The sequence below is a fragment of the Saccharopolyspora sp. 6M genome, from assembly GCF_020176775.1.
GTDB classification, from domain to species: Bacteria; Actinomycetota; Actinomycetes; order Mycobacteriales; family Pseudonocardiaceae; genus Saccharopolyspora_C; species Saccharopolyspora_C gregorii.
Genome location: NZ_JAIUJZ010000088.1, coordinates 1 through 26,413, shown reverse-complemented (window position 1 = coordinate 26,413; position 26,413 = coordinate 1). Strand labels below are relative to the sequence as shown.

The window sequence follows — 26,413 nt, the reverse complement described above, 5'->3', positions numbered from 1 at the left end:
GCGGCTGCTGGTCGCGGTCCGGTTCGCGCTGTCCGGGGTGTGGGGGGGGGGGGGGGGGGGGGGGTTGGGGGCCCACCTCGCCCACCCCGGCGGGGGGGTGCGCGGGGTGGCCGGTGGAATGGTGGGGATCGTCGCGGAATTGTGCGCGGTCCCGGATTGCTGCCGACTTGTTCTCGGCGCCGTGGAATTCGGTGTCGTGGAATTCAGTGGTGGCGAATTCGGGCGTGCGAGGGCGATCGGGTCATTCGTGCTGGAGTGGAATGGTTCGCGCGATGCGCTGGATTCGATCGCCGTGTCGGCGGGTGGTGCGTGGGTGGAGCTCGGCGGGCGTGGTGCCGCCGGTCAGCTCGCCTGCTGGAAGGCGACGACCGGGAGCTGGCCGTCGTCGCAGCTCACTCCCATGCGCGGGGTGTCCTCCTGGGTGACGAGCGAGCAGTCGTAGTTGCCGAAGACGTCTTCGGCGTAGCCGTTGGGGTCGCTGACCTGCGACGGGTCGAGGTCGAGGTAAAGGCCGATGACGTTGTGCGCGTTCTCGGCGCCGGCGTGGCCACCGCTCACGTCTCGGGAGTACACGTCCCAGTAGGAGCCGTCGGGTGCTTGGAGGGCGCCGTGGGCCACGTCCATCGGCTGCGGGCCCGGCACCGAGGGGTAGCTCGACTTGGCGCCCATGAAGTTCGTGGTGGCCTCCGAATTCGCGACTCCGGCGAGACCGGCGATGCCGACGAGGGAAAGGCCTGCGGCGAGAACGGAACCCACGATGGCGGTGCTGCGCATGATTGCCTCCGAAATTGTCGCTTGCTTCGTGATCTGTCCGGAAGACGCGACGGGAAGCAACCGGTTGCCCTAGGTGATCGGGGTCACATCGGAGAGGGGTGATGTCGGGGTTCCGTGCCACCCGCGCGCCGGAGGCGCCGCGCCGGGTGCGAGCTGGCGAGCCGCACGCCGGAGCCGCTGCTCCAGGGCTCACCGCGCGGAGTTCACCGCGCTGCCGAATCTTCGGTCCGGGTCACCGCGCCAAGTCCACTGCGCCGGCCGGACCGCACCAAGTCCACTGCGCCGGCCGGACCGCACCAAGTCCACTGCGCCGGCTGGACCGCATCAGGTTCGCTGCGCCTGCCGAGCCGCACCAGGTTCACGCCGCCGGCCGGGCCGTGCCGGGTTCGCCGCGCTGCCGGGCTACCTCCGCCGGGTTCGCCGCACTGAGTCGACCGCGTCGGCAGAATCGCACCGAGTCCACCGCGTCGCCGGACCGCATAAAGTTCACTGCACTGGCTGGGCCGCGCCAGGTCCACTGCACTGGCCGGACCGCACCAGTTTCACCGCGCTGGCTGCACCGCCGGGCTCGCCGCACCGAGCCGACCCCGCCGAGCCCACCGCCCACCGCGGTGGTCTCACTGCACCGGGGACTGCCGGATCGTCGGGCTGACCGTGTACTTGTAGATCCACACCCCGTGCGGCCGCTGGTGGTCCTTCACATAAGCGGCGGTCGGGTCCTCGCCGTCGCGGGGGACGGGGATGGGGGAGAGCGGCCCGCCGGCCGCGCCCGCGGGCAGGGTGATCTCCCGACCGTCTTCTGGACCACCGAACAGTTCGATCCGGGTGTGCAAGTCCACGGGCGATCCCTCCCCATTTCGGAGTCGTGCTGCGTGCCGTCGGTACGACTGCCGACAGTGGCGGCAGGTTCCCTTGCCCACTCAAACGAGTGAAGCGGAACTCCGTTGCGCAGGAAAACAAACTCCACCCGAACGTAGGACGCCCCCGCGCTCGACCGGCCTGGGGGTCACCGGGAGTGCGGGGGCGTGAAGTCCACCCCTGGGGGTCAGGTGGACACCACCAGGTTACTTGGTGGTATGCGGATTGTCTCTAGGTGCAGAGATCTTTTTTCCCCGGATCGTGGGTCCGGGCGTCGTCGGCGAACCGGACCAGCGCCAGCGCCTGATCGTCGTGCCGCTTGGGCCGCGGCCAGCGCTCGCCCCGCGGATCGGCGTCCTCCGCGGCCCGCACCTCGGCCAGCACGGCGTCCGGGCCGTCGCGTTCCGCCGCGGCCAGCAGCTCCGGCCAACCGGGGAAGATCCCGTAGTCCTGCACGCCGCAGGACACGCCGTCGGTCATCACCAGCGCCGCCCGCACCTCGTGGCGGGGGCACCGCGCGCGGGTGGCGTGCGCGGCGGCTTCCGGCACCGCCTCGGCCACCCAGAAGCCGCCTTCGACGTTGCGCCACCGCGAGGTCCGGCCCATCGCCGCACCCAGCGCCGCCCGGTGCCCGGCTCCGAACCCGCCGCCGGATCGGAGCCGGTCCCGGAATCCGCCGCCCCGGTTCCGGCGACCCTGGTTCCGGCGGCGCAGCGCGGCGAGCTGGTCGTCGGTCACCGCCCGCACGCCGGCCGAGGTGTCCAGCACGATCGGGCTGTCCGCCAGCACCAGGGCCTCCACCTGCTCCTCGTCCCAGCGCAGCAGCGCCGCCGTGCTGGACGGCGACTCGCCGGGGCGGAGGTCGAAGCGGGCCGCCACCTCGGCGATCGACTCGGCCAGGACATCCGCCAGATCGGCGCTCCGATCCACCAGCCGCGGTTCCAGCGCCCCGGCCAGCCGCTCCGCGTACCAGCCGCCGGACCGGGAGTCCGGTCGCAGCGAGGTCGCGCCGTCCAGCACCGCCACCGCGTTCGGCAGCACCAGCACCACGTCCTCGCTCGTCCCCGCTCCCGGGGTCAACCGATCGCCCGGCCGCTCGGCCACCTCGACGTCCGCCACGCCCCCGATCATCGGCGGCCCGGGACCGTCACCAGCGGCAGGAACAACTGGGTGATCCACCCGATCCCCACCGCGTACAGCACCGTCCCGAATCCCGCGGAACCGCCGAGCGCCCAGCCGACGACCAGCACGCCCACCTCGATCCCGGTCCGCACCAGCCGCACCGACCAGCCGGTGCGCGCGTGCAGGCCGGTCATCAGCCCGTCGCGCGGACCCGGCCCGAGCCGGGCGCCGACGTACACCGCGGTCGCGAACCCGTTCAGCACCAGGCCGGCCACGAACAGCGCCACCTGCCCCGGCAACCAGTGCAACGGCGGCAGCAGCCCCAGCACGAGGTCCACCGAGACCGCGATGACCACCACGTTCGCCACCGTTCCGATGCCCGGCCGCTGCCGCAGCGGGATCCACAGCGCGAGCACCACGACGCTGGTCAGCGCTGTGACGGCCCCGAAGCTCCACCCGAGGCGCTGGGTCAGCCCGTCGTGCAACACGTCCCACGGCGACAGGCCGACCTCGGCGCGCACCATCAGCGCCATGCTCGTGCCGTAGAGCGCCAAGCCGCCGAACAGCTGCGCCAGCCGGGCCGTCGGGCGCACCGACACCGGCATCGGTGAAAGATCCACTGGGGTGGTGGTTGAAGCCATGAGTCGTTGATACGTCGAGATTGGCCTCGATCACGATAGCCAATCTGGAACTATTGGACTCGTGTCTCGCGTGATAGGACGAATCGGCTCCCGCGGCATCGCGGAACTGCTCGGCAGCTGGCACTCCGGCCGCGCCACCTCCGGCGGGCTGCACCAGGCGGTGCGGCAGCTCGTGCTCGACGGCAGGCTTCCCCCCGGAACCAGGCTGCCCGCGGAGCGCGAGTTCGCCGACGCGCTCGGGGTGAGCCGCACCCTCGTGGTGCGGGCGCTGGACCTGCTGCGCGACGAGGGCTTCGCGGCCAGCAGGCAGGGCTCCGGCTCGTGGGTGCGGCTGCCCGGCGACCGGGCGCACACCGACCCCGGCGGCTGGCCGCCCAGCACCCCCGACCTGATCAACCTCGCGCAGGCCACGTTGCCGGCGCCGCCGGAGTTCACCGCCGCGCTGGACCGCGCGCGCTGCCGCATCCCGGCGGAGCTCGGCGGCCACGGCTACCAGGCGCTCGGGCTGCCGGAACTGCGCGAACGCATCGCCGAGCACCACGCCCGCCGCGGCCTGCCGACGAACCCGCGGCAGGTGCTGGTCACCAATGGCGCGCAGCACGCCTTCGCGCTGGTGCTGCGCACCTTGGTCTCCCCGGGCGAACGGGTGCTGGTCGAGCACCCCACCTACCCGAACCCGTTGCAGGCGATCCGCGGTGCCGGCGCCGAGGCGGTGGCGGTGCCGATGCTCGCGGAGGGCTGGGACCTGGACCTGGTGTCCGCCACGCTGCAGCAGACCACGCCGAAGCTGGCCTACCTGATCCCGGACTTCCAGAACCCCACCGGCATCCAGATGACCGCGCAGGACCGGGAACGCCTGGTCGCGATGCTGCGCCGCACCCGCACCACGGCCGTCGTGGACGAAACCCTGGTCGAACTGGACCTGACCGGACGCACCCCGCCGCCACCGGTGGCCGCGTTCGGCGACGACCGGGTGATCACGATCGGCTCGGCGGGCAAGGCGTTCTGGGGCGGCATGCGGCTCGGATGGGTGCGGGCGCCCGAGGACCTGGTGCAGCGCCTGCTGCTGGAGCGCGCGGTGATGGACCTCGGCAGCCCGGTGCTGGAGCAGCTGGTGCTGGCCGAGCTGCTGGCCGATCCGGAGCCGGCGCTGCGGCGACGGCGGGAGGAGGTGACGGGGATGCGCGACTCGATGATCGCGGAACTCGCGGAGCAGGTCCCGGGCTGGCGGTTCCGGATCCCGGACGGCGGGCTGTCGCTGTGGTGCGACCTGGGAACTCCGGTGAGCAGCAGGTTCGCGATCGCCGCCGAGGAGCACGGGCTGCGGCTGGTGCCCGGGTCCCGGTTCGCGGTGCACGGCCACCTGGAGCGCTACCTGCGGATCCCGTACGCGCTGCCGGTCGAGCAGCACCGGGAGGTCGTGCGCCGGCTGGCCGCGGCGGCGGGCCGGTTCGACGGGATGCCCGACCCGGGGCCGCTGGAGGTGCCGATCAGCTGAGCACCCGGACCGGCTTCCGGCACGGCCCCTCGTCGGGCCGGAAGGCGATCTCGGGCGTGGTCCCGGCGCCGCTGGGGCAGCGCGGCACCGGGACCGGGGCGCGGCACGCAGCTCAGGAGGGGTCAAGGTTCCTGGTGCACGTGCCTGCGGGCGCCCCGCGACCGGTCCTGCCTGGCGCAGTCGGCCGGACCGGAGACCTCGGTGGTGCGGCGGCCCCGGTGCCGGGTGCCGCCGGTCCGGTTCAGTCGGGGGAGGTGGACGGTTCGATCAGCGCGATGCCGCGCGAGATGACCGTTTCGACGTGGCCGCCGACGGCGCGCACCGGCCCGGGCAGGTGCGGCCGGGCCGGCAGCACGGCGTGCATCCAGCGCAGGCCGTGCCCGGACCCGCTCGGCGCCGCGGAAGCGGTCACCACGGCGGGCGGCCCGACCGGCGGACCCTGGTGCGGTGCGGTGCCACCGTGCTCGACCGGTGCGGGCGTCGGCGCGGCCTGGTGCTGCGGCTCGGGTGCGGGTGCGGAGAGGTGCTGGGCGGTGTCGGGAGCTTCGGTCCGCACGGGCGGAGCCGGTTCGACGCGTTCCGGGGCCTGAGCGCGAGGTGTGGCGACGTCCGGCGGTGGTGCGGTGGTCGCCACCGCGCCGGTGCCGCCGCGGTCGGGGAGCAGCTGCACCAGGTCCGGCTCGGTGCGGTCGGGTTCCGCGGGTTCGACGACCGGTTCGAGCTCCGCGCGCACGCCGCTCGTGATGTCGGCGGCGAGGTCGGCGACGCCGAGCTGCACCGCATCGGTGGGGACGTCCTCGTGGACCGGTTCCGGGGCGTTGGGCGCCGTGATCTCGACGGGGTCGGGCCGGGCGATGGCGGGCCGGACGGCGGCCGGCGACGAGATGGCGGGCTTCGCCACCTCGACCCGTACCGCGGGCACCACGTCCGGCTGCGGTGCGGCCTCGGCCGGGCCCGCGGCCAGCAACCAGGCGCCGCCGACGAGTCCCGCGGTCGCGGCGGCGCGGGCGGTCCAGGCGCGCAGGAGCGGCCAGCGCCTGCGCCAGCTCCCGGTCACCCTCACCACCGCCTGTCGGTCCGCTCCCGCCGAACGCGAGGGGTCAATGCTCCTCTCGCCATAGGATGGGTGGCAGCCCTTCTCGGTATCAACCACCCGGACAGGCGGTGTCTTACCACCGGTTGCGGCGAACACTGCTGGCTCGATGCCACCGGGATGCCAGGAGATTTCACCCGACGGCATGCCTCAAGTGGACGATCGTGGTGACCCATCGCACAGTGTCCCCTGTGGATTCGATCTCGGGCACCCGGTTGACGGTCGCGGAGCTCGGCGAGAGCTGGGCGCGCTACGGGCACGACCTGCTGGTCCACGATCCCGGCGGCCCCGGCGAATGCCTGGTGCGGCGCGGGGAGCTGATCACCGCGCGCGGCTCGCTGGACCCGGTGCTGTCCCGGTTGCGCCGCTGGGTGGACGGCATCGACCACGACGACGGGCTGGAGCTCGCGCGGATCCGGCTGCGCACGTCCGAACGAGATCGCTGCGTGGCCATCGCCGACGAGTTCGCCGAGGTGAGCGCCAACCACGTGCACGTCGGGTCCGCGACGATGTTCGGCGCCCCGGTGCTGTTCGGCACGGGCGCGGAGGCGGAGCCTGCGGCGCCGGTCCCGGAACCGGCCCGGGAGCGGTGGGGCGTCACCGTCGGGGTGCTCGACACCGGCTGCGACCCGCATCCGTGGTTCGCGGGCCGGGACCGGTTCGACCCGGTGCCGGAGGTCCTGGACGCGGACGACGACGCCGAGCAGGACCGGCAGGCCGGGCACGGCACCTTCGTCTCCGGCGTGCTGCTGCAGCACGCGCCGGGGGTGGTGGTGCGGGCGCACCGGGTGCTGTCCTCGCTCGGGTTCACCGACGACCTCACCGTCGCCGCAGGGTTGCGCGCGTTGCGCCGCGGCGGGGAGCGGGTGGACGTGGTGCTGCTGACGGCCGGGTGCCACACGCCGGGCGACCGGTGCCCGCCCGCGCTGGAGGCCGAGCTCGCGCGGTTCGGCGGTGCGGTGGTGGTGGCCGCCGCCGGGAACCACGGTTCGTCCCGGCCGTTCTGGCCCGCCGCGCTGCCGGGGGTGCTGGCCGTCGCGGCGAGCGGGCCCGGTGGTGCGGTGGCCGAGTTCTCCGGCTCGGGCGACTGGGTGGACGCGTGCGCGCCGGGGGTGGACGTGGTGAGCAGCCACGTGCGGCTGCTGCCGGGGAGGCGCGGCGAGCGGCACTACGGGTACGCGAGCTGGAGCGGGACGTCGTTCGCCGCGCCGCGGGTCGCGGCCGCGGCGGCGAGCGCGGTCCGGGACGGGGCCGACGCCGACCGGGCCGCTCGGGACGCGGTGCGGCGTTACCCGTTCGGGGGGGTAATCGGCGTTCGGTGAATCTGCGCGGGGGGTTCGCTCCTCTTACTCGGGAAACCGATCTTGAGGGGAGGGAGCGCGATGCACGCCGTGCACGAGGTCTCCGAATCCGACGACGCCGCCCGGTTGCTGGCCCGCGCCGCGGCCGGTGAGCCTGCGGCCTGGCGGGAGCTCGTCGACCGCAACGCCTCGGTGGTGTGGGCGGCGGCCAGGGCGTACTCGCCGAGCGCCGTCGACGCCGAGGACGTGTGCCAGGTGACCTGGCTGTCGCTGGCGGAGAACCTCGGCGCCCTGCGGGATCCGCGGGCGCTGCCAGGGTGGCTGGCCACGACGGCCCGGCGCGAGGCGATCCGGCTGTCGAAGGCCCGGCGCCGGGAATCTCCGGTCGGCTGGGACACCGGGATGCTGGACCTGCCGGATCCCGGTGACGGGCCGGAGAGCAGCGCGCTGCACTCGGTGGCGGTCTCCCGGATGTGGCAGGCGTTCGCCCAGCTCTCCCGGCGTTGCCAGCAGCTGCTGCGGGTCGTGGCGGTGGCACCGGACGCCAGCTACGCGCAGGTCGGCCAGGCGCTCGGCATGCCGCGCGGCAGCATCGGCCCGAAGAAGGGCCGCTGCCTCGCGGCGCTGCGGGAACGGTTGGCGACCGGCGGGAACGTCGAGGAGGCCGCCGGATGAGCCCCCGGATGCCCGCCGAGCTGCGCGTGCTGCGCGACCTGTTCGAACTCCGCGATCCGGCGCCGGTGCGGGTGCGCGACGCCGCGTACGCCGCCGCCGGGTTGGCGCGTGCCCGGTCGGGCGCGGCGGCGTTGGAGCTGGTCGGCGACTCGGCCGACGCGGCCGCCGCGGTCCGGTCCGGTGGCGCCGCCCCGGATCCGGCGGAACCGCGGGTGCTCACGTTCCTGATGCCGGGGCGGATCGTGGAGCTCGACCTGGTGCCGACGGTGCCGGGCCTGTTCCGGGCCGCGGGCATGGTGATCAGCCGCTCCGGTCAGGGGAGGCCGGAGGGGGACGTGCTGTTCCGGCATCCGGGCGGGCAGTGCGTCGCCGAGCTCGACGTGGCGGGCGCGTTCCGGGTGACCGACGTGCCTGCGGGCCCGCTGGGCCTGGTGTTCCGGCCGGTGGGCGCCGCGCCTGCCGTCGCGGATTGGCTGGTCTGTTGAGCGCCGGGACGGCCCTCGCGCCGAGCACGGAGCCGATCTCGGCCGCGGTGCGGTGGCGGGACCGGGTCTGCGCGGACCCGGACGGGGCGGCGCGGGCGGCGGACCGCTGGCTCGCCCGCTCCGGCGATCCCGAGCTGCGGGTGCTGGCCAGGCACATCCGGGCGCTGGTCGCGGTGGAGCGCGGCCGATCCGCGGAGGCTCGGCAGCACGCGCGGGTCGCGCTGGCGGCGGCGCGGCGGGAACGGTTGCCCGATCGGGCCGCGCAGGTCCTGCTCACCTGCGCGTGGGTCGAGCTGGACCGGGGAGACCCGGAGGCGGCGTGGCGGCACCTGGAGGCCGCGGCCCAGCAGCTCACCGGCCAGGACGCGGTGCGGGCGAGCTGCCTGCGCGGCGTGCTGCTGTTCCAGCAGGACCGGCAGGACGAGGCGGTCGCGGTGCTCTCGACGGCGCTGCCGGGGCTTGCCGAGCGCGGGGACCACCAGTGGGCGGCCAACGCGCACGTCGCGCGCGGCCTCGCACACCTGTACCGCAATCGGCTCGACGAGGCGGAGGCCGACCTGGCCGCCGCCGAGCACCGGTTCCGCGCCGCGGGGCGGGACCAGCGCGCCGCGCTGTGCAGGCACAACCGGGGCTGCGTGGCGCTGCGCGCCGGGGACCTGCCGCGGGCGCTGCGGCTGTTCGACGAGGCGCGCGCCGCCGGGGCCGACCCGGCCGGGCACCCGGAGATCCGTGTCGACCGGGCCGAAGCGCTGGCCGAGGTGGGACTGCACGACCAGGCGCGGGAGGAGCTGCACCGCGCGGCTTCCCGGTTGCAGCGGCTGGGCCGGGTGGCGCGGCTCGGCGACACCTGGCTGGCCCTGGCCGGGTGCGCGCTGCGAGCGGGCGATCCGGAAGCGGCGATCCGCCCGGCCCGGTGCGCCGCCAGGTTGTTCCGCTCGCAGCGGCGGCATTCCTGGGCCGCGCTGGCGGTGGCGGTGGAGTGGCAGGCGCGGCTGCGGGTGGGACAGGTGTCCCGCTACGCGCTGGCCGCGGCGCGGCGCGCCGGGCACGCCTGCGCCGAGCACGGCTGGACGACGGCGGCCGCCGAGGTGTGGCTCGTCGCCGGCCGGGAAGCGGCACGGGCGGGGAGGCGGAGCACGGCGCGCGCCCTGCTGGAGCTGGCCGCGCCCGGGCGCGGCGGCGGACCCGGCTCGACCCGGCAGCTGACGGTGGGCTGGCTGGCGGAGTCGCTGCTGGCGGCGGATGCCGGGGACCACGACCGGTTGTTCGCCGCCTGCCGCCGCGGGTTGCGCGCGGTGGCGAGCTACGCGAGCGGGATCGCGGCGTGGGAACCGCGGATCGAGGCGTTCGGGCTGGCCGAGGAGCTCGGCTCGGTCGCGGTCGGCGCCGCGCTGCGCTCCGGTGATCCGCGGCTGGTGCTGAGGTGGGTCGAACGGCACCGGCTGGGCGCGGCGCACCGCCGCTCGGTGCGCCCGCCCACCGATCCGGAGCTGGGCTCGGCCCTGGTCCGGCTGCGGTCCGCGGTGTCCGGCGCGGCGGAGGCCGACGGCAGCCGGTTGCGCTCGGCGCTGTCCGAGATCGGTGCGCTGGAACGGCGGGTGCGGGACCGGGCGCTGCTCGTCGACGGCGGGGCGATCGACGCGGCGCAGCCCGCCGGGACCGCCGAGGTGCTCGCCGCGCTGCGCGGCGACGTCCTGCTGGTCCTGTTCGCGCACGAGGGGGTGCTGCACGCGGTCTCCGTCGTCGACGGGAACGCGCGGCTGCACGAGCTCGGCGCCGAGCTCGACGCGGTGCACGAGACGCAGCGGCTGCGGTACCTGCTCGCCCGGCAGGCCGAGACCGGTGATCAGCGCGCGGGAGCCGTGTACGCGGCGAGCGCCGCCGAGGCCGCGGCGGCCGGGGCGCGCGCGCGGGGGCGCCCCGGGGGGGGGGGGGGGGCGCCCCGGCGGCGGCGGGGGGGGGGGGCGCCCCGCGCGCGGCTGCGGGCGCGCCGGGCCCCCCCCCCCCGGGGCCGGGGGGGGGGGGCCCGCGGGGGGGGGGGCGCCGGGGGGGGGGGGGGCGCCCGCCGGGGCGTCGGCTGGTGGTGGTGCCGACCGGCGCGCTGCACGCGGTGCCGTGGGCCGCCCTCCCGCTCTGCCGCGGCCGCGGGGTGACCGTCGCGCCGTCGTTGCGGGCCTGGCTGCGCGGCGGGACCGACGCGGCGCGCGAATGCGGCTCGGCCGAACCGGTGTGGGTGTCCGGCCCGAGCCTGGAGCACGCCGAGGGCGAGGTCGTGGCGCTGCACCGGGTCGGTGGCGGGCGCCTGCTGACCGGAGCCGTCGCCGATGCGGAACGGGTGCTGGCGGCGGTGGACGGCGCCCCCATCGCGCACATCGCCGCGCACGGCCGGTTCCGGGACGACCAGCCGCTGCTGTCCTGCCTGGAGCTCGCCGACGGCCCGCTGTACGGCTACGACCTGGACCGGTTGCGGCGCGGACCGCGGACGGTGGTGCTCTCCGCGTGCGAGGCGGGGCGTTCGGTGCCGGCCCGCGCCGGGCAGCTCACCGGGTTGGCCGCCGCGCTGCTCGGACGCGGCACGGCGACGGTGATCGCCAGCGTCGTTCCGGTCCCGGACGAGCGCACCGCGCGGGTGATGATGTCGCTGCACTCGTTGCTCCGCCGCGGCGTCGGCCCCGCGGAAGCGCTCGCCGCCGCGCAGGCCGCGCACGGCGAAGCGGGCTTCCTCTGCCTGGGCCACGGTGGTTGACCGTGGTGGGGAGCGCGGCGGGATCAGCCCGCCAGGCCGTGCAACCGGCGGATGCCCTCGTCCAGCACCTCGTCCCGCTTGCAGAACGCGAAGCGCACCAGGTGCCGCACCGGCTCCGGGTCGTCGCAGAACACCTGCACCGGGATCGCGGCGACGCCGACCCGCCCCGGCAGCGCCCGGCACAGCTCGGCGCCGTCGGTGAACCCGAGCGGCCGCACGTCGGCGCAGATGAAGTAGGTGCCCTCCGAGGCGAGCACGTCCAGCCCGGCCGCGGTGAGCCCTTCGGCCAGCCGGTCCCGCTTGCGCTGCAAGCCGTCGCGCAGTTGCGCGACCCAGTCCAGCTCGTGGCGCAGCGCGTGCGCCACGGCGGGCTGGAACGGTGCGCCGCCGACGAAGGTGAGGAACTGCTTCGCCGCGCGGACCGCGCCGATGAGCTCCGCGGGGCCGCACGCCCAGCCGATCTTCCAGCCGGTGGCGCTGAAGCTCTTGCCCACGCTGGAGATCGTCACCGTCCGCTCGGCCATCCCCGGCAGGGTCGCCAGCGGGGTGTGCGCCCGGCCGTCGTAGAGCAGGTGCTCGTAGACCTCGTCGGTGATCGCGATCAGGTCGTGGTCGCGGCACACCTGCGCGATCGCGGCCAACTCGGTGTCGGTGAGCACGGTGCCCGTCGGGTTGTGCGGCGAGTTCACCACCAGCGCCCTGGTCCGCGGTCCGACGGCGGCGCGCAGCGCGTCCAGGTCGAGTTCGAACCGGTGGTCCGGGCCCTGCCGGAGGCCGACCGTGCGGCGCACCGCCCCGGCCATCGCCACCGCCACCGGGTACGAGTCGTAGTAGGGCTCGATGAGCACGACTTCGTCGCCGGGTTCGAGCAGCGCCAGCATCGAGGCGGTGATCGCCTCGGTGGCGCCGACGGTCACCAGCACTTCGCCGTCGGGGTCGTGCTCGATCCCGTAGTGCGCCTTCCGGTGCTCCGAGATCGCCGCGCGCAGGTCCGGCTCGCCCGCGCCGGGCGGGTACTGGTTCACGCCGTCGGCGATCGCCTGCTGCGCCACCCGCAGCATCCCGGCGGGGCCGTCGGTGTCCGGGAAGCCCTGCCCGAGGTTCACGGCCCCGTGCTCTCGGGCCAGCTCGGTGATCTCCGCGAAGATCGTCGAGGTGAACGGGCGCAACCGGGAGGTGAGGGCGGGAGATCGCACGTCCGGCACTCTACTGCTCCGGGCGGCCCGGTCGTCCCACGTGCCGGAACCGCGGCGGTCGCGCGGCGTGCGCGGCCGGGCGGGTTCCGTCACCGCGGGCGCCGTCCGGCGCGAAGCGATCGGTGCCGGTGCCCGCTGCTGCCACAATCGTGGGGTGGCACAGACTGCGGCAGCGGATGCGGACCAGGTCAAGCGGCGGGCGCTGCGGCGGATGAAGGCCGTCGCGGGCGGGCTCCTCCTCGTCGCGACCGTGATCTTCGTGATCGCCCGCTGGCAGGAGAACAACGGCGCCGCCGCGTGGGTCGGCTACGTCCGCGCCGCGGCCGAGGCGGGGATGGTCGGCGCGCTGGCGGACTGGTTCGCGGTGACGGCCCTGTTCCGCAGGCCGCTGGGGCTGCCGATCCCGCACACCGCGATCATCCCGACCCGCAAGGACGCGCTCGGCCAGAACCTCGGCGCCTTCGTCGGCGACAACTTCCTGGCCGAACCGGTGGTGCGGGACAAGCTGGGGCGGGCGGAGATCGGGGCGCGGGTCGGGACCTGGCTGGACGACGAGGCGCACGCCGAACGCGTCACCTCCGAGCTGGCGACCGCGGTGCGCGGTGCCGTGCAGGTGCTGCGCGACGACGACGTGCAGGCGGTGCTGGAGCAATCGGTGCTGCGGAAGGTCCTGGAGCAGCCGTGGGGTCCGCCGCTGGGCCGCATCCTGTCCCAGGTGTTCGCCGACGGCACCCACCACAAGCTGGTGGACCTGATCTGCGACCGCGCCTACGACTGGGCGCGGGACAACCACGCGACGGTGCTGCGCGTGGTGAGCCAGCGCGCCCCGTCCTGGTCGCCGCGGTTCTTCGACGGGATGGTCGCGGACAAGATCTACGCCGAGGTGCTGTCCTTCGCGTGGGCGGTCAAGACCGACCCGGACCACCAGATGCGCAAGGCGGTGGACCGCTTCCTGGTGGAGTTCGCGCACGACCTGCAGCACGACCCGAAGACGATGGAGCGGGCCGAGCAGATCAAGCAGCAGGTGGTGGCGCACCCGGAGGTGCAGAACCTCGTCGCCTCCGCGTGGAGCACCGCGAAGAAGATGCTGCTGGACGCCGCCGAGGATCCGTCGAGCGAGCTGCGGCTGCGGGTGCGCGACGGGCTGCGCGGGCTCGGTCGCAGGCTGGCCACCGAACCGGAGCTGCGCGCCAAGGTGGACGGCTGGGTGGAGAGCGCCGCGGTGTACGTGGTGTCGCACTACCGCACCGAGATCACCACGTTGATCACCGACACGGTGGAGCGCTGGGACGCCGAGGAGACCTCGCGGAAGATCGAGCTCCAGGTCGGGCGGGACCTCCAGTTCATCCGGATCAACGGCACCGTGGTGGGTGCGCTGGCCGGCCTGGTGATCTACGCCCTGTCCCAGCTGCTGCTCTGACGTCCGGACGTCGCGGTCGGCGGCGCGGTTCACCGCGCTCGGCGCGGCGAGCGCGGCGGCGGGTGCTCACTCGGCGGTCGCGTGCCGCTCGCGCCAGGAGCGCGCCTTCTCGCGGTTGCCGCACACCCGCATCGAGCACCAGGTGCGGGACTTGTTCCGCGACCGGTCGTAGAACGCCCACAGGCAGTCCTCGGCCGGGCAGATCTTGATCCGGTTCCAGTGGCCGGTGTGCACCAGGTGCACGGCGGCGGCCAGCACGCGGCCCAGCGCGTCCTGCCCGCCCAGCACCGGTACGCCGTCCTGGAGGACGACGGGCACGGGCCAGGTGATCACGTCGGCATCGGGGCGCGGGGCGGACCGGTCGCAGGACACCGCGGTGCGCATCGCTTCGCGGACGCGCCGCGCGGAACCGCGGTCTCCGGCTTCGCCCAGGCCGCGTCCGGCGGACCACGCCCGCCACTGGTCCGCGGAGTCGAGGACGTCGGTGCCCGTTTCGGCGTCGGAGGTGTTGAGGAAGGCCAGCACCAGCTCGACGTCGCGTTCGGCGTCCAGGTCCGCGGCGGAGTTCGCAGGGACTCGGTCGGCGACGGCTCTGCTGTTCACGAACACCATCGTATTCGATTAGCCGGTTGCAGCGTGCGTCGATAACCCTCATACTCCTGTCGTCGGTTACTAACTGCTCATACGTGAACACCGGTTAGGGGAGTCGTGGATCTCGTGGGAGTGGCAGTGCAGCGGAAACGGTCCGGCGGCCGAGCGGGAGGTGCCGGGCGGGCGGAGGATGCCGGGATCCGGCCGCAGGCGTTGGGCAGGTTCGCGGCCCGCTGGCCCGAGGCGGTGGCCGCGCTGCGCCCGGGTGCCGCGGTCGATCCCTGGCCGGCGAACCCCCGGTCGAGTTGAGGTCCCCCTTCGAGCGAAAGGTCGTGCCCATGTCCGAGTCCCCGCTGTCGATCGTCGCGTTCGCCATCGACACGCCCGATCCGCGCGCGCTGGCGGAGTTCTACCGGCGCTTGCTGGGCTGGGAGGTCGATGACGCCGGATCGGACGAGGACTGGGTGGAGCTGGCGGATCCGGCGGGCGGCCCGACGTTGGCGTTCCAGCGGGATCCGGACCACGTGCCGCCGACCTGGCCGGATCACGCGCGACCGCAGATGATGCACGTCGACGTGCGGGTGCCGACCTTGGCGGAGGGGCACGAGCGGGCGGTGCGAGCCGGTGCTCGGCCGCTGCCGCAGCCGCCGGACCAGCAGGACTCGCCGTTCCGGGTGTACGCCGATCCGGACGGGCACCCGTTCTGCGTGTGCGCGGTCGGGTGAGTCGCCGGGCGGGTGCAAGCTGAGTGCTTGCAAAAGTTAGCACTCGTGGTTAGCGTGGGAACCGTCCGGAGGGAGCGGGATCCATGGAGCGGGTGGACAAGACCGTCAACAAGGCCGTGAACCAGGCGGTCAGCGACCTCGGCGGGTACATCAGGGCGCAGCGCGGCAACGCCCAGATCTCGCTGCGCGAGCTCGCCAAGAGCGCGGGCGTCTCCAACCCGTACCTCAGCCAGATCGAACGCGGCCTGCGCAAGCCGAGCGCGGAGATCCTCCAGCAGATCGCCAAGGCGCTGCGCATCTCCGCCGAAGCGCTCTACGTGCAGGCCGGAATCCTGGAGCAGCGCGAGGGCGGCCCGGTGGTGGACGCGATCCTCGCCGACCCCGACCTGGGCGAGCGGCAGAAGCAGGTCCTGCTCGACATCTACGCCTCGTTCCGGCGCGAGCACGACGGCGCCACCGGCGTGCCGGACCGCACCGAAACCCCCGAAGCAGCCGAGGAGTGAGCACCATGCCGACTTCCGAGAACGACACCAAAACCCGCGGCGACGCCACCGAGCAGGCCCGCACGCCGCTGCTGGCCGCGCTGGGCGCGGGCGACCTCGCCGCGCAGACCATCGCCGACGCGCTGACCAAGCTGCGCGCCCGGCTCGGCGAGGGCGCCGAGTCCGCGCGCCACGGCGTCAACGACCTGCCGAACGACCTCAAGGAGCGCTTCGACCCGGCCGAGCTGCGCAAGCTCGTCGACGCCTACACCCGCTCCGCCGCCCAGCTCTACGGCTACCTCGCCGAGCGCGGCGAGACGACCTTCGAGCGCCTCCAGTCCCAGCCGCAGGTCAAGCAGGCCTGGAGCCAGCTGGAGCAGGTCCAGGGCCGGGTGGACAGCGCGGTCGGCGACGCCCGGGTGCTCGCCGACGACGTGCTCGGCAAGGTCACCCGCACCACCCGCTCCTGGGGCGAGAAGGCCGCCGAGGCCACCGAGAAGGCGGGCGACCAGGCCGCGGAGCAGGTCCGCGACACCGCGGGCGACGTGGCCGACGCGGTCGCGGGCGCCGGTTCCGACGCGGCCACCGCGACCCGCAGCACCACGCGCAAGGCCGCGAACCGGACCGCCGCCGCCAAGAGCGCGCCGAAGAGCGGCGCGAAGAGCACCGCGAAGCCGAAGGCGACCGGCAAGTCCGACAGCTGACGCCGATCGAGCGCGGGACCCCGGAGGGCTGCTCCGGGGTCCCGCTCACACGTAGGGTGGAGTGGTGGAGTTGTCATTCAGCGGTCCGCCGGAGCTGTTGCTGCAGTTCTGGATCTTGAAGGTCATCTGGCTTGCCGGTCTGCCGCTGGGGCTGTACGCCTTCGTGCACGCGCTGATGCAGCGCGCGGACGCGTTCACCGCGGTGGGCAAGCTGTCCAAGCCGGCGTGGCTGGGCATCACCGGTGCCGGGCTGGTGCTGCTGGCGGTGTTCACCAGCGGTCCCATCACGATCATCTGGCTGGCCGGGTTGGTCGGGGTGCTGGTGTACCTGCTGGACGTGCGCCCGAAGGTCACCGAGGTGCAGCGCGGCAGCTCCTGGTGATCGGCGGCGAGCTGCGCGCCGACGAGGGCGTGCTGCCCTCGGGCGCGCGCTGGCGCGGGTACGGCCGGGGTGCGCCGGTGACGCTGGTGACCCACGGGCTGGGCGCGACTCCGGGCGAGGCGCGGATCCCGGCCTCCGGGCTGCCGGGCACGCGCGTGGTGCTGACCTTCGCGGGCCACGGCGACGCCGCGGACCCGCCCGCGGACTACTGGGACTACGGCGTGCTGGCGGCGGACGTGCTGGCCGCGGCGGACGCGGTCGGTGCGACCCGCGCGGTCGGGGTGTCGCTGGGCACGGGCGCGCTGACCCGCGCGGCCGCGGCGGATCCGGGCAGGTTCGAACGGCTCGCGCTGCTGCTGCCCGCGGTGCTGGACGGCGGGCGGGAGATGTCCTCGGCGTGGGCGCTGGAGCGGTTGGCGGAGGCGGTCGCGGCCGCCGGTGCCGACGGCGGTGCCGCGCTGCGCGAGCGGGTGGCCGCCGAGTTCCCGCCCGGCGCGCAGCTGGGCGACCACCTGGCGGCCCGCACCTCGGCCCTGCTGCGGTTGGGGCCCGCGCTGCGCGCGCTGGGCGACCGCGCGGTGGTCGACGACGCGACGGCCCTGCGGGCGGTCCGGTCGGACGTGCTGGTGCTGACCGGCACGGACGATCCGCTGCACCCGGTGGCGGCGGCGCGGGCGACCGCGGCCGCGATCCCGGGCTCGCGGCTGGAGGTGCTGCCGTCGGTGGCGCCGCTGTTCACCCACCGCCGGGAGCTGCGGCGGCTGCTCGCCGATTTCCTGGGGTGACGAGCCCCGCAGCTGCGGGAGCGCGCTGACCCCGGCCGGACGCGCCGGGGCGGAGTGCTCGTACCGTCGGCGCATGGCTCTCGACTGGTCGCGCGCCGCCGGAACCCTCGAGGTGGGCTCGGCGCTGGAACGTCCCGAACTGCTGGCCGAGCCGGTCCGCGACGCCGTCGCGGCCCTGCCCGCGGCGGAAGCGGAGCTCGTCGGGGTCGCCGAGATCGACCCGGAGCTCGCGGACACCGCCGCGTTCTGCGCCGAGTACGCCTCCCCGCTGGAGCTGTCGGCGAACTGCGTGGTCGTGGCGGGCAAGCGCGCCGGCGAGCTGCGGTACGCCGCCTGCCTGGTCCTGGCCACGACGCGCGCCGACGTGAACGGCGTGGTGAAGCGGCGGCTGGACGTGCGGAAGGCGTCGTTCGCGCCGATGGACGAGGCGGTGCGGCTGACCGGGATGGAGTACGGCGGGATCACGCCGTTCGGGCTGCCCGCCGACTGGCCGCTGCTGGTGGACGCCGCGGTGGCGAGCGCGCCCGCCGCGGTCGTCGGCAGCGGCCTGCGCCGGTCGAAGATCATCGCGCCGGGCGCGCTGCTGGCCCGCCTGCCCGCGGCCGAAGTGCTCGACGACCTCGCCCGCCCGGTGGGCTGAGCCGGGTCAGAACACCACGGTCCGCTTGTCGTGGACCAGGACCCGGTCCTCGAGGTGCGCGCGGAGACCGCGGGCCAGCACGACCTTCTCGATGTCCCGTCCCTTGCGCACCATGTCGGTGGCCGCGTCGGTGTGGTCCACCCGGATCACGTCCTGCTCGACGATGGGGCCCGCGTCGAGTTCCGGCGTGACGTAGTGGCAGGTCGCCCCGACGAGCTTCACCCCGCGCTCGTAGGCCTGGTGGTAGGGCCGCGCACCGGCGAACGAGGGCAGGAAGCTGTGGTGGATGTTCAGCGCGCGTCCGGCCCACTCCTCGCACACCGCCGGCGGCACGATCTGCATGAACCGGGCGAGCACGATCGCGTGCGGGTCGTGCCCTTCGACCAGCGCCCGCACCTCCTGGAACGCGGCGCCCTTGTCGTCCGGGTCGGAGCCGGCGGGGAACGGAACGTGGTGGAACGGCACGCCGTGCGCCTCGGTGATGCCGCGCAGCCGCGGGTGGTTGCCGATGACGGCGCGCAGGTCCACGTCCAGCTCGCCGGAGGCGACGCGGCCGAGCAGGTCGTGCAGGCAGTGGCCCTCGCGGGACACCAGCAGCACCACCCGGCGCCGCTCGGAGGTGTCGCTCACCCGCCAGTTGGTGCTGCCCAGCTCGTCGGCGACCTGCGCGAAGCGCTCCCGCAGCTCCGCCAGCCCGAACGGCAGCGAGTCCGCGCGCACGACCTGGCGGGTGAAGAACCAGCCGGTCTCGACGTCGGTGTGGTACCCGGCTTCCACGATCCAACCGCCGTGGTCGGCGAGGAACGTGGCGATGCGGGCCACGATCCCCGTGCGGTCGGGGCAGCCGAGGGTGATGACGAATCGAGCGGACACGGTTGCGGAGTATCGCACTGCGCCGACCGGCCCGGCCGGGTGATGTCACCCCGAGGTGCGCGGATCCACCGCGGCCCAGTCGACGGTCAGCTCGCCCAGCCGCCAGCGCCGCGGCCGGTCCCGCACCGGCCAGCCCAGCTCGGCGAACCGCCGCACCGCCTCCGCCCAGCGGGCGCGCGGGCCGAACGGTGCTCGCGGCGCGGCCCGCGCCCAGCAGGCGTCCAGGTCGGTGAACAGCGCGTGCACCTTCTCACCGGGCACGTTGCGGTGGATCAGCGTCTTCGGCAGCCGTTCCGCCAGGTCCGACGGCCGGTCCATGTCGGAGGGCAAGCAGGCCAGCGTCAGGGTGCGCGGCCCGGACCGGTCCAGCGCCACCCAGCAGCAGCGGCGCCCGATCTCGTCGCAGGTCCCCTCCACCAGCAGCCCGTCCGGGGCGAGCCGTCCGCGCAGCTCGTCCCAGGCCTTCCACGCCTCCGGCTCGGTGTACTGGCGCAGCACGTTCAACGCCCGCACCAGCGCCGGGCCGTCCGCACCGCCGATGCCCGCGGCGAGCCCCGCGAGTTCGAAGCCGCCGCGCCGGAACTCCAGCGCGGGCGGGGCGGCGACGGCCTTGCCCGCGGCCACCCGATCCGGGTCGATCTCCAGCCCGAACACCCGCGCGTCGGGGCGCACCGGCCGCAGCCGGGCCGCGAACTCGACGGTGGTGACCGGGGTGGCGCCGTAGCCGAGGTCGATCACCAGGGGATCGGCGGCGCCGGACAGCGCGCGGGCGACCCACGGGGTACCGGCGATCCAGCGGTCCACGCGGCGCAGCCGGTTCGGGTTGGTGGTGCCGCGGGTCGGCACCCCGAGCGCGCGGGCGCGCCCGGCGGCCAGGCGCGGCGCCTTCTTGCGGGGCTGGTTCATGAGCGGGCGGTGAAGATCATCCGTGGTCAGCTCCGCGGGCGGGCCAGCCACTCGGTGGTGAAGCGCTCCTCCGCGGCGAGCAGCTTCTGCACCTGTTCGGCGACGAGGTCCTCCAGCTTGCCGCCGAGGAACGGCACGGACACCCGCACTTCGCCCTCCACCAGCAGTTCGCTGGCGCCGGTTCCGCCGGTCAGGTCGCGCAGCCACATCGATCCGGTGATGGTGCACGGCACCCCGGCGACCTCGGCGGCGATCTCGCCCGCGTAGTGGCCGTCCTGCTCGCACCGCCACGACTCGCTGCGGTCGATCACCAGGTCACCCGCCCCGGCGACGGTGCGCGCGATCGGGGGGAGCGAATCGGTGGGCACGCCCTGGCGGATCTGGAAGCGCACCGCATCGCCGTCCGCGGTGTGCTGCACGAGCTCGTTGCGCCCGCCCTCGAGCTGGTCGAGGCGTTCCCGCAGATAGTCGATGTCGATGAGCGCCGCATGCACCTGCGATGCGGGCCACTCGGAGGTGCTGCGGTGCTCGATGCGGCGTGCCATGGGCGGAAGGTTACCTTTGGCAATCGTGAACCCCTCGATGTCCGGCTCCGAAGGAACCAGCGGTGGCGCGCCGCAGACCGGCGACCCGGCGGCCCACGTCCTGTCCGGCCACACCACGCTGCGCCTCGGCGGGCCGGCCGCCGAGCTCGTCGTGGCCGAACACCCGGACCAGCTGGCCGAGGCGGTCCGCGAGTCCGACGCGGCGGGCCAGCGGCTGCTGGTGCTCGGCGGCGGCTCCAACCTGGTGATCGCCGACGAGGGCTTCGACGGCCGCGTCGTGCGGATCGCCACCGGCGGGCGCCGCTACGACATCGTGGACGGGTTCGTGCAGCTCACCGTCGAAGCGGGCGAGGACTGGGACGACGTCGTCGCCGACACCGTCCACCAGGGGCTCGGCAACCTGGAGTGCTTGTCCGGGATCCCCGGGCTCACCGGCGCCACCCCGGTGCAGAACGTCGGCGCCTACGGCGTGGAGATCTCCGAGATGCTCGTTTCGGTGGACCTGCTGGACCGGCGCACCGGGCGGATCCGCACCGTGCTCGCCGACGACCTCGGGCTCGTCTACCGGGGCAGCATCCTCAAGCACACCGACGACGCGGTGGTGCTGCGCGCCCGCTACCTGCTGCGCGACGGCGGTCAGTCGGCGCCGATCCGGTACGCCGAGCTGGCCCGCGAGCTCGACGTGAACCCGGGGGCGCGCGTCGACGTGGTCCGGGTGCGCGAAGCGGTGCTGCGTTTACGGCGTTCGAAGGGCATGGTGCTCGACCCGGACGACCACGACACGTGGAGCGCGGGCTCCTTCTTCACCAACCCGATCGTGGAGGCGGCGGACCTGCCCGGGGTGCTGGAGCTGATCGCGGCCCACGTCGGACCGGACGAGAAGGTGCCGCAGTACCCGGCATCGGAGGGGCGCACGAAGCTGTCCGCGGCCTGGTTGATCGACCGCGCCGGGTTCGGCAAGGGCCACTCCGGTCCGGGCGGGCGGACCGCGCTGTCCGGCAAGCACACCCTCGCGCTGACGAACCGGGGCTCGGCGAGCACGGCGGACCTGCTCCACCTTGCGCGTGAAGTGCGGGACGGGGTGAGCTCGGCGTTCGGCGTGTCGCTGGCGCCGGAGCCGGTGCTGGTGGACTGTTCGCTCTGAGCCCCGCGCGGCTCGCGCTCCACGTCCGGCCGCGGCCGGAGGCCTGTTCCGGATCCGGGTTCACCTGACTGCCGACCGGCCGGAAGGGTGACTCTTCGTGACTAACGGTTAACCCTGAGTGTTAAATGGTTGCTGGAGGGGGCCGCCATGCTCAGCATCAGGGAACTTCGGGACAGAGCGGTCATCAGGCCGATCAAGCGCGCGGTCGAGGACCAGCTGCTGGACCTCCCCGGCGTCACCGCGGTCGACATCGGTGAGAAGCGCACCGCGGGCCGGTTCACCGGCGAACAGGGCATCGTCGTGTCGGTGGCGCGCAAGCGCCCGGCCGACCGGGTGTGGCCGGGTACCCAGATCCCGCCGGACGTGCTCGGCATCCCCACCGACGTCATCGAGGAGAAACCGCTGCTCCAGCACGTGCACACGTGCGCGGAGGAGTCGGTGGCGCTGCGCGGCCGCGGTTTCGCGCACGACGGCGCGGTGACCGGCGGCGACGGGCTGGCTCCCTGCCGCTCGGTGCAGCTGGCCCCGCCGGACGCCCGGTACGCGGGCCGCTACCGCCGCACCGGCACCCTGGGCGCGCTGGTCGTGGGGCACCCGCCCGCGGTGGCGACGATGGGGCTGACGACGTTCGACGTGGCCTGCTTGGACGACGGCTGGGCGGTCGGCGACCGGATGGTCGATCCGGACACCGGTCACGTGTACGCGGACTTGGCGCGGGGCGCGCTGTCCGGCCGGGTGGACGCGGCCGCGGTCACCCTGGGCAGGGGCGTCGGTCACTCGCCGGTGATCCCGGGCATCGGACCGGTGACGGGGCAGTGCGCCGCCTACCCGGGCGAGCAGGTGCGCAAGTGCGGCTACGGCAGCGGGGTGACCAGCGGGGTGGTGACCTCGGTGGACGTGACGGTGCGGGTGGATCACGGGGCGGCGCTGGGCGTGCGCGTGCTGCGGGAGCAGATCCGGATCGACTGCCCGCCGGGCGGCGGCTGCTTCCTGCGGGTCGGGGACGCCGGCGGTGCCGTGGTCAACGACGACGGCCGGGTGGTCGGGCTGCTGTTCGCGGGCACCCGCAGCGGGATGACCGGGTTCGCGAGCCCCATCGCGGACGTCCTCGCGGAGCTGGACGTGGAGCTGTGCGTGCTGCACCGCCAACTCCCGGTGTGATCGTGGATGAGCGGTGAGTTGCCCCACCCTCGGCCCGTCGGTGGCGGAGCGGTGCGGGGCGGAGAGCGGCCGGATGGCGGTTGAACACGGCGGGCGATCATGGTTCCCCCTGGTCATAGCTCTGCCGGGTGAGGATTGTTCACTCGAAAGAGCGGCTCAAGCATGCCGGGGGCGCCCGCGATGGCGATCCTGTGACACGACACACTGTTGATCGGCGGCATCTTTTCGAGGCGCCGCACGTCTTGCGGTTGTGAGAACCACGTCGGAACGGATCGGGGTCGAGGAGTGCTGAGCAGGGTGAGTCGGGTACGGCAGCTGTGGACCGCGCTGGCGGGAACGCTGGTGGCCGTGCTGCTGCTATCGGGCTGCGGGACGCAGTCCACGGACGGGGGCGGAACCGGCGGCGGCACGCAGGCGCAGGCCCCGCTCGCCAAGGTGCACCTCGAACCCGGCGGCGGCTCCGACGTGAACCCGGCCGCGCCGGTGAAGGTCAGCGTCGAAGGCGGCAAGCTCGACGACGTCGCGCTGACCAACGGCGACGGCAAGGAGGTCGAGGGCGATCTCGCCGACGACGGCCTCAGCTGGACCGCGGGCGAGCAGCTCGGCTACGGCAAGACCTACACCTGGTCCGGCGAGGCCACCGGCACCGACGGCAAGAGCGTCCCGGTGCAGGGCAGCTTCACCACGATCTCCCCGGCCAAGCAGGTCCGCGCCACCGTCAACCCGACCGACCACAGCGAGGTCGGCGTCGCGATGCCGATCAGCGTGAAGTTCGACGACCCCGTCACCGACAAGGCCGCCGCCGAGCGCGCGCTGAAGGTCCGCACCTCGGTGCCCGTCGAAGGCGCCTGGGCGTGGCTGTCGGACACCCAGGTGGACTGGCGGCCGAAGGAGTACTGGCCCGCGGGCACCGAGGTCGAGGTGGACGCCGACCTCTACGGCGTGCACTACGGCGAGGGCGAGTACGGCCGCTCCGACCTGACCACCGAGTTCACCATCGGCCGCTCGCAGGTCGTGAAGGCCGACGCCTCCACCCACCAGATGGTCGTGGAGCGGGACGGCAAGCAGGTCGCCAGCTACGCGGCCAGCTACGGCAAGGACCACGACCCGGAGCTGAACACGCCCAACGGCACCTACATCGTGATGCAGAAGAACCCCGTCGAGATCATGGACAACCCGCGCTACGGCTACACCGACGTGGAGAAGAAGTGGGCCGTCCGGATGTCCAACCACGGCGAGTTCATCCACGAGAACGAGGAGAACCGCGCCAACCTCGGCAAGGTCAACACCTCGCACGGCTGCATCAACCTGAGCGAGGCCGACGCGAAGAGCTACTTCGACACCGCGCTGGTCGGCGACCCGATCGAGGTCACCGGCGCGGTCGCCTCGATGGAGCCGCGGTACGACGTGTTCGACTGGATGCTCGACTGGGACCAGTGGACGCAGAAGTCCGCGCTGTGATCTCCCGCGGCTCGCGCTGAGCCGCTCTTCCGGGTCCCGCGCTGTGAACACCGTCACCGGGCGTGCCGCGTCCGGGCCGGTCGGTGCGGTGGGCGGGGTAGCGTCAGCGGGCTGCGCTCGGCCGCCCAGGAATGTTTTCCCCCGGCCCGGTGTCGGGACCCAGGGCGTTCCGGACCCGGGCGCCGTGGGCGAGGGCGCTCCACCACCACGTTTGCGATAGGGCTTAGTCGATGACCTCTGGCACCGCCCGGATGCGGCCGCGCCGCGCCGCCGTGTTCTCGTTGCACACTTCGCCGCTGGAGCAGCCGGGCACCGGTGATGCGGGCGGGATGAACGTCTACATCGCCCAGACCGCGACCCGGCTGGCCGAGCACGGCACCGAGGTGGAGATCTTCACCCGCGCCACGTCCTCCGAGGTGCCACCGGTGGCGGAGCTGGCGCCGGGCGTGACGGTGCGGCACGTGGTGGCCGGACCGTTCGAGGGGCTGGACAAGAACGAGCTGCCCGCGCAGCTGTGCGCGTTCGCGGCGGGCGCGCTGCGCGCGGAGGCGCGGCACGAGCCGGGGTTCTACGACGTGGTGCACTCGCACTACTGGCTGTCCGGGCAGGTCGGCTGGCTGGCGCGGGAGCGCTGGGGCGTGCCGCTGGTGCACACCGCGCACACCTTGGCGAAGGTGAAGAACGCCGCGCTCGCCGCCGGCGACACCCCGGAGCCGCGGGTGCGGGTGCTCGGCGAGGAGCAGGTGGTCGCCGAAGCGGACCGGCTCGTCGCGAACACCGAGGTGGAGGCCGACGACCTGGTGCGGCTCTACGGCGCGTCCCCCGACGAGGTCGAGACGATCCCGCCGGGCGTGGACCTGCGCCGGTTCACCCCGGGCGACGCGACCGCGGCCCGCGCCCGGTTCGGGGTGCGGCCGGACGCGCTGGTGTTCGCGTTCGTGGGCCGCATCCAGCCGTTGAAGGCACCGGACGTGCTGCTGCGCGCCACCGCGGAGCTGCTGGCGCGCCGCCCGGAGCTGCGTGCGCGGCTGGAGGTGCTGGTGGTCGGCGGTCCCTCCGGCAGCGGCCTGGACCGGCCGGAGTCGCTGCACGAGCTGGCGGGGGAACTCGGCATCACCGACGTGGTGCGGTTCCTGCCGCCGCAGGGCGGTGCGGCGCTGGCCGACGTGTACCGCGCGGCGGACGTGGTGGCGGTGCCCAGCTACAACGAGTCGTTCGGGCTGGTGGCGCTGGAGGCGCAGGCCTGCGGCACGCCGGTGGTGGCGGCGTCGGTGGGCGGCCTGCCGGTGGCGGTCGCGGACGGCCGCTCGGGATTGCTGGTGCCGGGGCACCGCACCGGCCAGTGGGCGGACGCGCTGGGGTCGGTGACCGAGGCCGGGCTGCGCGCCGAGCTGGCCGCGGGCACGGTCGCGCACGCCGAGGCGTTCTCCTGGGACCGGACCACGGAGGCGCTGCTGGAGACCTACGCGCGGGCGAAGCGCGCCTTCCACTCGCAGTTCGACCTGGAGGTGACGGCATGACGGTCGAGGCGACGATCGCGGCCGCGCTGGACGCGAGCGAACTGGACTACCGGCGGGAGGACGGCGGCCGGTTCTTCGTGACGCTGCCGGGCACGAAGAAGCTGCAGACGAACTGCTGGCTGATCGTCGCCGAGCACGCGCTGGTCGTGGAGGCCTTCGTGTGCAGGCAGCCGGACGAGGCGCACGAGGACGTCTACCGGTTCCTGCTGCGCCGCAACGCCCGGCTCTACGGCGTGCACTACACGATCGACGGGACCGGGGACGTGTACCTGGTGGGCCGGATCGGCCTGCACGCGGTGACGGCGGAGGAGGTCGACCGGGTGCTCGGGCAGGTGCTGGAGGCCGCGGACGGCGACTTCAACACCTTGCTGGAGCTGGGTTTCGGCACGGCGATCCGCCGGGAGTGGGGCTGGCGGGAGTCGCGCGGCGAGTCGCTGGCGAACCTGCGCCCGTTCGAGCAGCTGGTGCGGCGGGACGGTCCGCTGGCCCCGGCGGACGACGGCGGGGAGACCTCGCGGGAGCGGTGATCGGCGTCCGCTGCGACAGCGGACGCGAGGGGCGGCTCGGGAGAGAGGGGGAGTCGCGAGCTCGAACCGCCCCACGCGTGAGTTCCCGCCAGCGGGCCCAGTGGGCGGGGGGCACCCGGGGCCGCCCGGGGCGCCCGCCCCCCCCCACGTGCTGGAAC

At 74.3% G+C, this 26,413-nt stretch carries 28 protein-coding genes; 18 read left to right on the top strand and 10 right to left on the bottom strand.

Annotation, left to right across the window (positions count from 1 at the left end; translation table 11 throughout):
• Positions 1–342 precede the first annotated feature (342 nt).
• From LCD31_RS13720 to LCD31_RS13705, 4 genes are all read right to left on the bottom strand, one after another.
• Positions 343–774, bottom strand: a complete 432-nt coding sequence (locus LCD31_RS13720) for a hypothetical protein (RefSeq protein WP_224958519.1) — start codon at positions 772–774, stop codon at positions 343–345.
• Between the two features lie 617 nt (positions 775–1,391).
• The gene (locus LCD31_RS13715; RefSeq protein ID WP_224958518.1) at positions 1,392–1,613 is read right to left on the bottom strand and encodes a hypothetical protein; all 222 of its coding nucleotides are present in this window, start codon (positions 1,611–1,613) and stop codon (positions 1,392–1,394) included.
• A 250-nt stretch (positions 1,614–1,863) separates the two neighbouring features.
• On the bottom strand, positions 1,864–2,751 hold the full coding sequence (locus LCD31_RS13710) for a protein phosphatase 2C domain-containing protein (RefSeq protein WP_224958517.1): 888 nt from the start codon (positions 2,749–2,751) through the stop codon (positions 1,864–1,866).
• An 8-nt stretch (positions 2,752–2,759) separates the two neighbouring features.
• Positions 2,760–3,395, bottom strand: coding sequence for a YitT family protein (locus LCD31_RS13705; RefSeq protein WP_224958516.1), 636 nt, complete (start codon positions 3,393–3,395; stop codon positions 2,760–2,762).
• 70 nt (positions 3,396–3,465) lie between these two features.
• On the opposite strand from LCD31_RS13705, the gene LCD31_RS13700 reads away from it, so the two are divergent.
• Entirely contained in the window at positions 3,466–4,893 is a 1,428-nt protein-coding gene (locus tag LCD31_RS13700) for a PLP-dependent aminotransferase family protein (RefSeq protein WP_224958515.1), read from the top strand.
• 241 nt (positions 4,894–5,134) lie between these two features.
• On the opposite strand, the gene LCD31_RS13695 is transcribed toward LCD31_RS13700, so the two are convergent.
• The gene (locus tag LCD31_RS13695) at positions 5,135–5,950 is read right to left on the bottom strand and encodes a hypothetical protein (protein ID WP_224958514.1); all 816 of its coding nucleotides are present in this window, start codon (positions 5,948–5,950) and stop codon (positions 5,135–5,137) included.
• A 227-nt stretch (positions 5,951–6,177) separates the two neighbouring features.
• Here LCD31_RS13695 and LCD31_RS13690 point away from each other — a divergent pair, with 227 nt between their 5' ends.
• From LCD31_RS13690 to LCD31_RS13670, 5 genes are read left to right on the top strand one after another with little or no spacing between them, the layout of a single operon-like run.
• Positions 6,178–7,308 carry a S8/S53 family peptidase gene (locus tag LCD31_RS13690; protein WP_224958512.1) on the top strand — a complete coding sequence of 377 codons (1,131 nt, stop codon included), beginning with the start codon at positions 6,178–6,180 and terminating at the stop codon, positions 7,306–7,308.
• Between the two features lie 60 nt (positions 7,309–7,368).
• Positions 7,369–7,962: an RNA polymerase sigma factor gene (locus tag LCD31_RS13685; RefSeq protein ID WP_224958511.1), complete on the top strand. Its 594-nt coding sequence runs from the start codon at positions 7,369–7,371 to the stop codon at positions 7,960–7,962.
• Complete coding sequence (locus tag LCD31_RS13680; RefSeq protein ID WP_224958509.1) at positions 7,959–8,447, top strand: hypothetical protein; 489 nt, start codon at positions 7,959–7,961, stop codon at positions 8,445–8,447. The genes LCD31_RS13685 and LCD31_RS13680 overlap by 4 nt, the downstream gene beginning before the upstream one ends.
• Entirely contained in the window at positions 8,444–10,600 is a 2,157-nt protein-coding gene (locus tag LCD31_RS13675; protein WP_224958508.1) for a tetratricopeptide repeat protein, read from the top strand. Before LCD31_RS13680 ends, LCD31_RS13675 begins: the two co-directional genes overlap by 4 nt.
• Entirely contained in the window at positions 10,528–11,193 is a 666-nt protein-coding gene (locus tag LCD31_RS13670; RefSeq protein WP_308015847.1) for a CHAT domain-containing protein, read from the top strand. Before LCD31_RS13675 ends, LCD31_RS13670 begins: the two co-directional genes overlap by 73 nt.
• A 23-nt stretch (positions 11,194–11,216) precedes the next feature.
• Here the strand turns inward: LCD31_RS13670 and LCD31_RS13665 are convergent, their stop codons facing one another.
• The gene (locus LCD31_RS13665) at positions 11,217–12,389 is read right to left on the bottom strand and encodes a pyridoxal phosphate-dependent aminotransferase (RefSeq protein WP_224958507.1); all 1,173 of its coding nucleotides are present in this window, start codon (positions 12,387–12,389) and stop codon (positions 11,217–11,219) included.
• Between the two features lie 211 nt (positions 12,390–12,600).
• On the opposite strand from LCD31_RS13665, the gene LCD31_RS13660 reads away from it, so the two are divergent.
• Positions 12,601–13,809: a DUF445 domain-containing protein gene (locus tag LCD31_RS13660; protein WP_224958523.1), complete on the top strand. Its 1,209-nt coding sequence runs from the start codon at positions 12,601–12,603 to the stop codon at positions 13,807–13,809.
• A 66-nt stretch (positions 13,810–13,875) separates the two neighbouring features.
• Here the strand turns inward: LCD31_RS13660 and LCD31_RS13655 are convergent, their stop codons facing one another.
• Positions 13,876–14,421 (bottom strand): CGNR zinc finger domain-containing protein, encoded by a 546-nt coding sequence (locus LCD31_RS13655; RefSeq protein WP_224958506.1) that lies wholly within the window; start codon positions 14,419–14,421, stop codon positions 13,876–13,878.
• Positions 14,422–14,738: 317 nt separating this feature from the next.
• On the opposite strand from LCD31_RS13655, the gene LCD31_RS13650 reads away from it, so the two are divergent.
• From LCD31_RS13650 to LCD31_RS13625, 6 genes are all read left to right on the top strand, one after another.
• Positions 14,739–15,125, top strand: coding sequence for a VOC family protein (locus tag LCD31_RS13650; protein WP_224958505.1), 387 nt, complete (start codon positions 14,739–14,741; stop codon positions 15,123–15,125).
• A gap of 83 nt (positions 15,126–15,208) precedes the next feature.
• Positions 15,209–15,628, top strand: a complete 420-nt coding sequence (locus LCD31_RS13645) for a helix-turn-helix domain-containing protein (protein ID WP_224958504.1) — start codon at positions 15,209–15,211, stop codon at positions 15,626–15,628.
• 5 nt (positions 15,629–15,633) lie between these two features.
• Entirely contained in the window at positions 15,634–16,311 is a 678-nt protein-coding gene (locus LCD31_RS13640; protein WP_224958503.1) for a hypothetical protein, read from the top strand.
• A gap of 64 nt (positions 16,312–16,375) precedes the next feature.
• Positions 16,376–16,693 carry a DUF2516 family protein gene (locus tag LCD31_RS13635; RefSeq protein WP_373689992.1) on the top strand — a complete coding sequence of 106 codons (318 nt, stop codon included), beginning with the start codon at positions 16,376–16,378 and terminating at the stop codon, positions 16,691–16,693.
• Positions 16,690–17,478, top strand: coding sequence for an alpha/beta fold hydrolase (locus LCD31_RS13630; protein ID WP_224958502.1), 789 nt, complete (start codon positions 16,690–16,692; stop codon positions 17,476–17,478). Before LCD31_RS13635 ends, LCD31_RS13630 begins: the two co-directional genes overlap by 4 nt.
• A 73-nt stretch (positions 17,479–17,551) precedes the next feature.
• Positions 17,552–18,118 carry a YbaK/EbsC family protein gene (locus LCD31_RS13625; protein ID WP_224958501.1) on the top strand — a complete coding sequence of 189 codons (567 nt, stop codon included), beginning with the start codon at positions 17,552–17,554 and terminating at the stop codon, positions 18,116–18,118.
• Between the two features lie 6 nt (positions 18,119–18,124).
• Here the strand turns inward: LCD31_RS13625 and purU are convergent, their stop codons facing one another.
• From purU to LCD31_RS13610, 3 genes are read right to left on the bottom strand one after another with little or no spacing between them, the layout of a single operon-like run.
• Positions 18,125–18,991, bottom strand: coding sequence for a formyltetrahydrofolate deformylase (purU, locus tag LCD31_RS13620; RefSeq protein ID WP_224958500.1), 867 nt, complete (start codon positions 18,989–18,991; stop codon positions 18,125–18,127).
• 45 nt (positions 18,992–19,036) lie between these two features.
• Entirely contained in the window at positions 19,037–19,897 is an 861-nt protein-coding gene (locus LCD31_RS13615; RefSeq protein WP_224958499.1) for a class I SAM-dependent methyltransferase, read from the bottom strand.
• Positions 19,898–19,923: 26 nt separating this feature from the next.
• Positions 19,924–20,442, bottom strand: coding sequence for a DUF2505 domain-containing protein (locus tag LCD31_RS13610; RefSeq protein ID WP_224958498.1), 519 nt, complete (start codon positions 20,440–20,442; stop codon positions 19,924–19,926).
• 37 nt (positions 20,443–20,479) lie between these two features.
• On the opposite strand from LCD31_RS13610, the gene LCD31_RS13605 reads away from it, so the two are divergent.
• From LCD31_RS13605 to LCD31_RS13585, 5 genes are all read left to right on the top strand, one after another.
• The gene (locus LCD31_RS13605; protein ID WP_224958520.1) at positions 20,480–21,586 is read left to right on the top strand and encodes a UDP-N-acetylmuramate dehydrogenase; all 1,107 of its coding nucleotides are present in this window, start codon (positions 20,480–20,482) and stop codon (positions 21,584–21,586) included.
• 147 nt (positions 21,587–21,733) lie between these two features.
• On the top strand, positions 21,734–22,747 hold the full coding sequence (locus LCD31_RS13600) for a S1 family peptidase (RefSeq protein WP_224958497.1): 1,014 nt from the start codon (positions 21,734–21,736) through the stop codon (positions 22,745–22,747).
• 297 nt (positions 22,748–23,044) lie between these two features.
• Positions 23,045–24,208 (top strand): Ig-like domain-containing protein, encoded by a 1,164-nt coding sequence (locus LCD31_RS13595; protein ID WP_224958496.1) that lies wholly within the window; start codon positions 23,045–23,047, stop codon positions 24,206–24,208.
• Between the two features lie 230 nt (positions 24,209–24,438).
• On the top strand, positions 24,439–25,728 hold the full coding sequence (mshA, locus tag LCD31_RS13590; protein ID WP_224958495.1) for a D-inositol-3-phosphate glycosyltransferase: 1,290 nt from the start codon (positions 24,439–24,441) through the stop codon (positions 25,726–25,728).
• The gene (locus LCD31_RS13585; RefSeq protein WP_224958494.1) at positions 25,725–26,255 is read left to right on the top strand and encodes a YbjN domain-containing protein; all 531 of its coding nucleotides are present in this window, start codon (positions 25,725–25,727) and stop codon (positions 26,253–26,255) included. The genes mshA and LCD31_RS13585 overlap by 4 nt, the downstream gene beginning before the upstream one ends.
• Positions 26,256–26,413: the final 158 nt, after the last annotated feature.

Coding starts and splice junctions, on each gene's coding strand:
- LCD31_RS13720 (WP_224958519.1), bottom strand. CDS start 774: ATGCGCAGCACCGCCATCGTGGGTTCCGTTCTCGCCGCAGGCCTTTCC.
- LCD31_RS13705 (WP_224958516.1), bottom strand. CDS start 3,395: ATGGCTTCAACCACCACCCCAGTGGATCTTTCACCGATGCCGGTGTCG.
- LCD31_RS13685 (WP_224958511.1), top strand. CDS start 7,369: ATGCACGCCGTGCACGAGGTCTCCGAATCCGACGACGCCGCCCGGTTG.
- LCD31_RS13680 (WP_224958509.1), top strand. CDS start 7,959: ATGAGCCCCCGGATGCCCGCCGAGCTGCGCGTGCTGCGCGACCTGTTC.
- LCD31_RS13660 (WP_224958523.1), top strand. CDS start 12,601: ATGAAGGCCGTCGCGGGCGGGCTCCTCCTCGTCGCGACCGTGATCTTC.
- LCD31_RS13655 (WP_224958506.1), bottom strand. CDS start 14,421: ATGGTGTTCGTGAACAGCAGAGCCGTCGCCGACCGAGTCCCTGCGAAC.
- LCD31_RS13650 (WP_224958505.1), top strand. CDS start 14,739: ATGTCCGAGTCCCCGCTGTCGATCGTCGCGTTCGCCATCGACACGCCC.
- LCD31_RS13645 (WP_224958504.1), top strand. CDS start 15,209: ATGGAGCGGGTGGACAAGACCGTCAACAAGGCCGTGAACCAGGCGGTC.
- LCD31_RS13640 (WP_224958503.1), top strand. CDS start 15,634: ATGCCGACTTCCGAGAACGACACCAAAACCCGCGGCGACGCCACCGAG.
- LCD31_RS13625 (WP_224958501.1), top strand. CDS start 17,552: ATGGCTCTCGACTGGTCGCGCGCCGCCGGAACCCTCGAGGTGGGCTCG.
- LCD31_RS13615 (WP_224958499.1), bottom strand. CDS start 19,897: ATGAACCAGCCCCGCAAGAAGGCGCCGCGCCTGGCCGCCGGGCGCGCC.
- LCD31_RS13610 (WP_224958498.1), bottom strand. CDS start 20,442: ATGGCACGCCGCATCGAGCACCGCAGCACCTCCGAGTGGCCCGCATCG.
- LCD31_RS13605 (WP_224958520.1), top strand. CDS start 20,480: ATGTCCGGCTCCGAAGGAACCAGCGGTGGCGCGCCGCAGACCGGCGAC.
- LCD31_RS13600 (WP_224958497.1), top strand. CDS start 21,734: ATGCTCAGCATCAGGGAACTTCGGGACAGAGCGGTCATCAGGCCGATC.
- mshA (WP_224958495.1), top strand. CDS start 24,439: ATGACCTCTGGCACCGCCCGGATGCGGCCGCGCCGCGCCGCCGTGTTC.
- LCD31_RS13585 (WP_224958494.1), top strand. CDS start 25,725: ATGACGGTCGAGGCGACGATCGCGGCCGCGCTGGACGCGAGCGAACTG.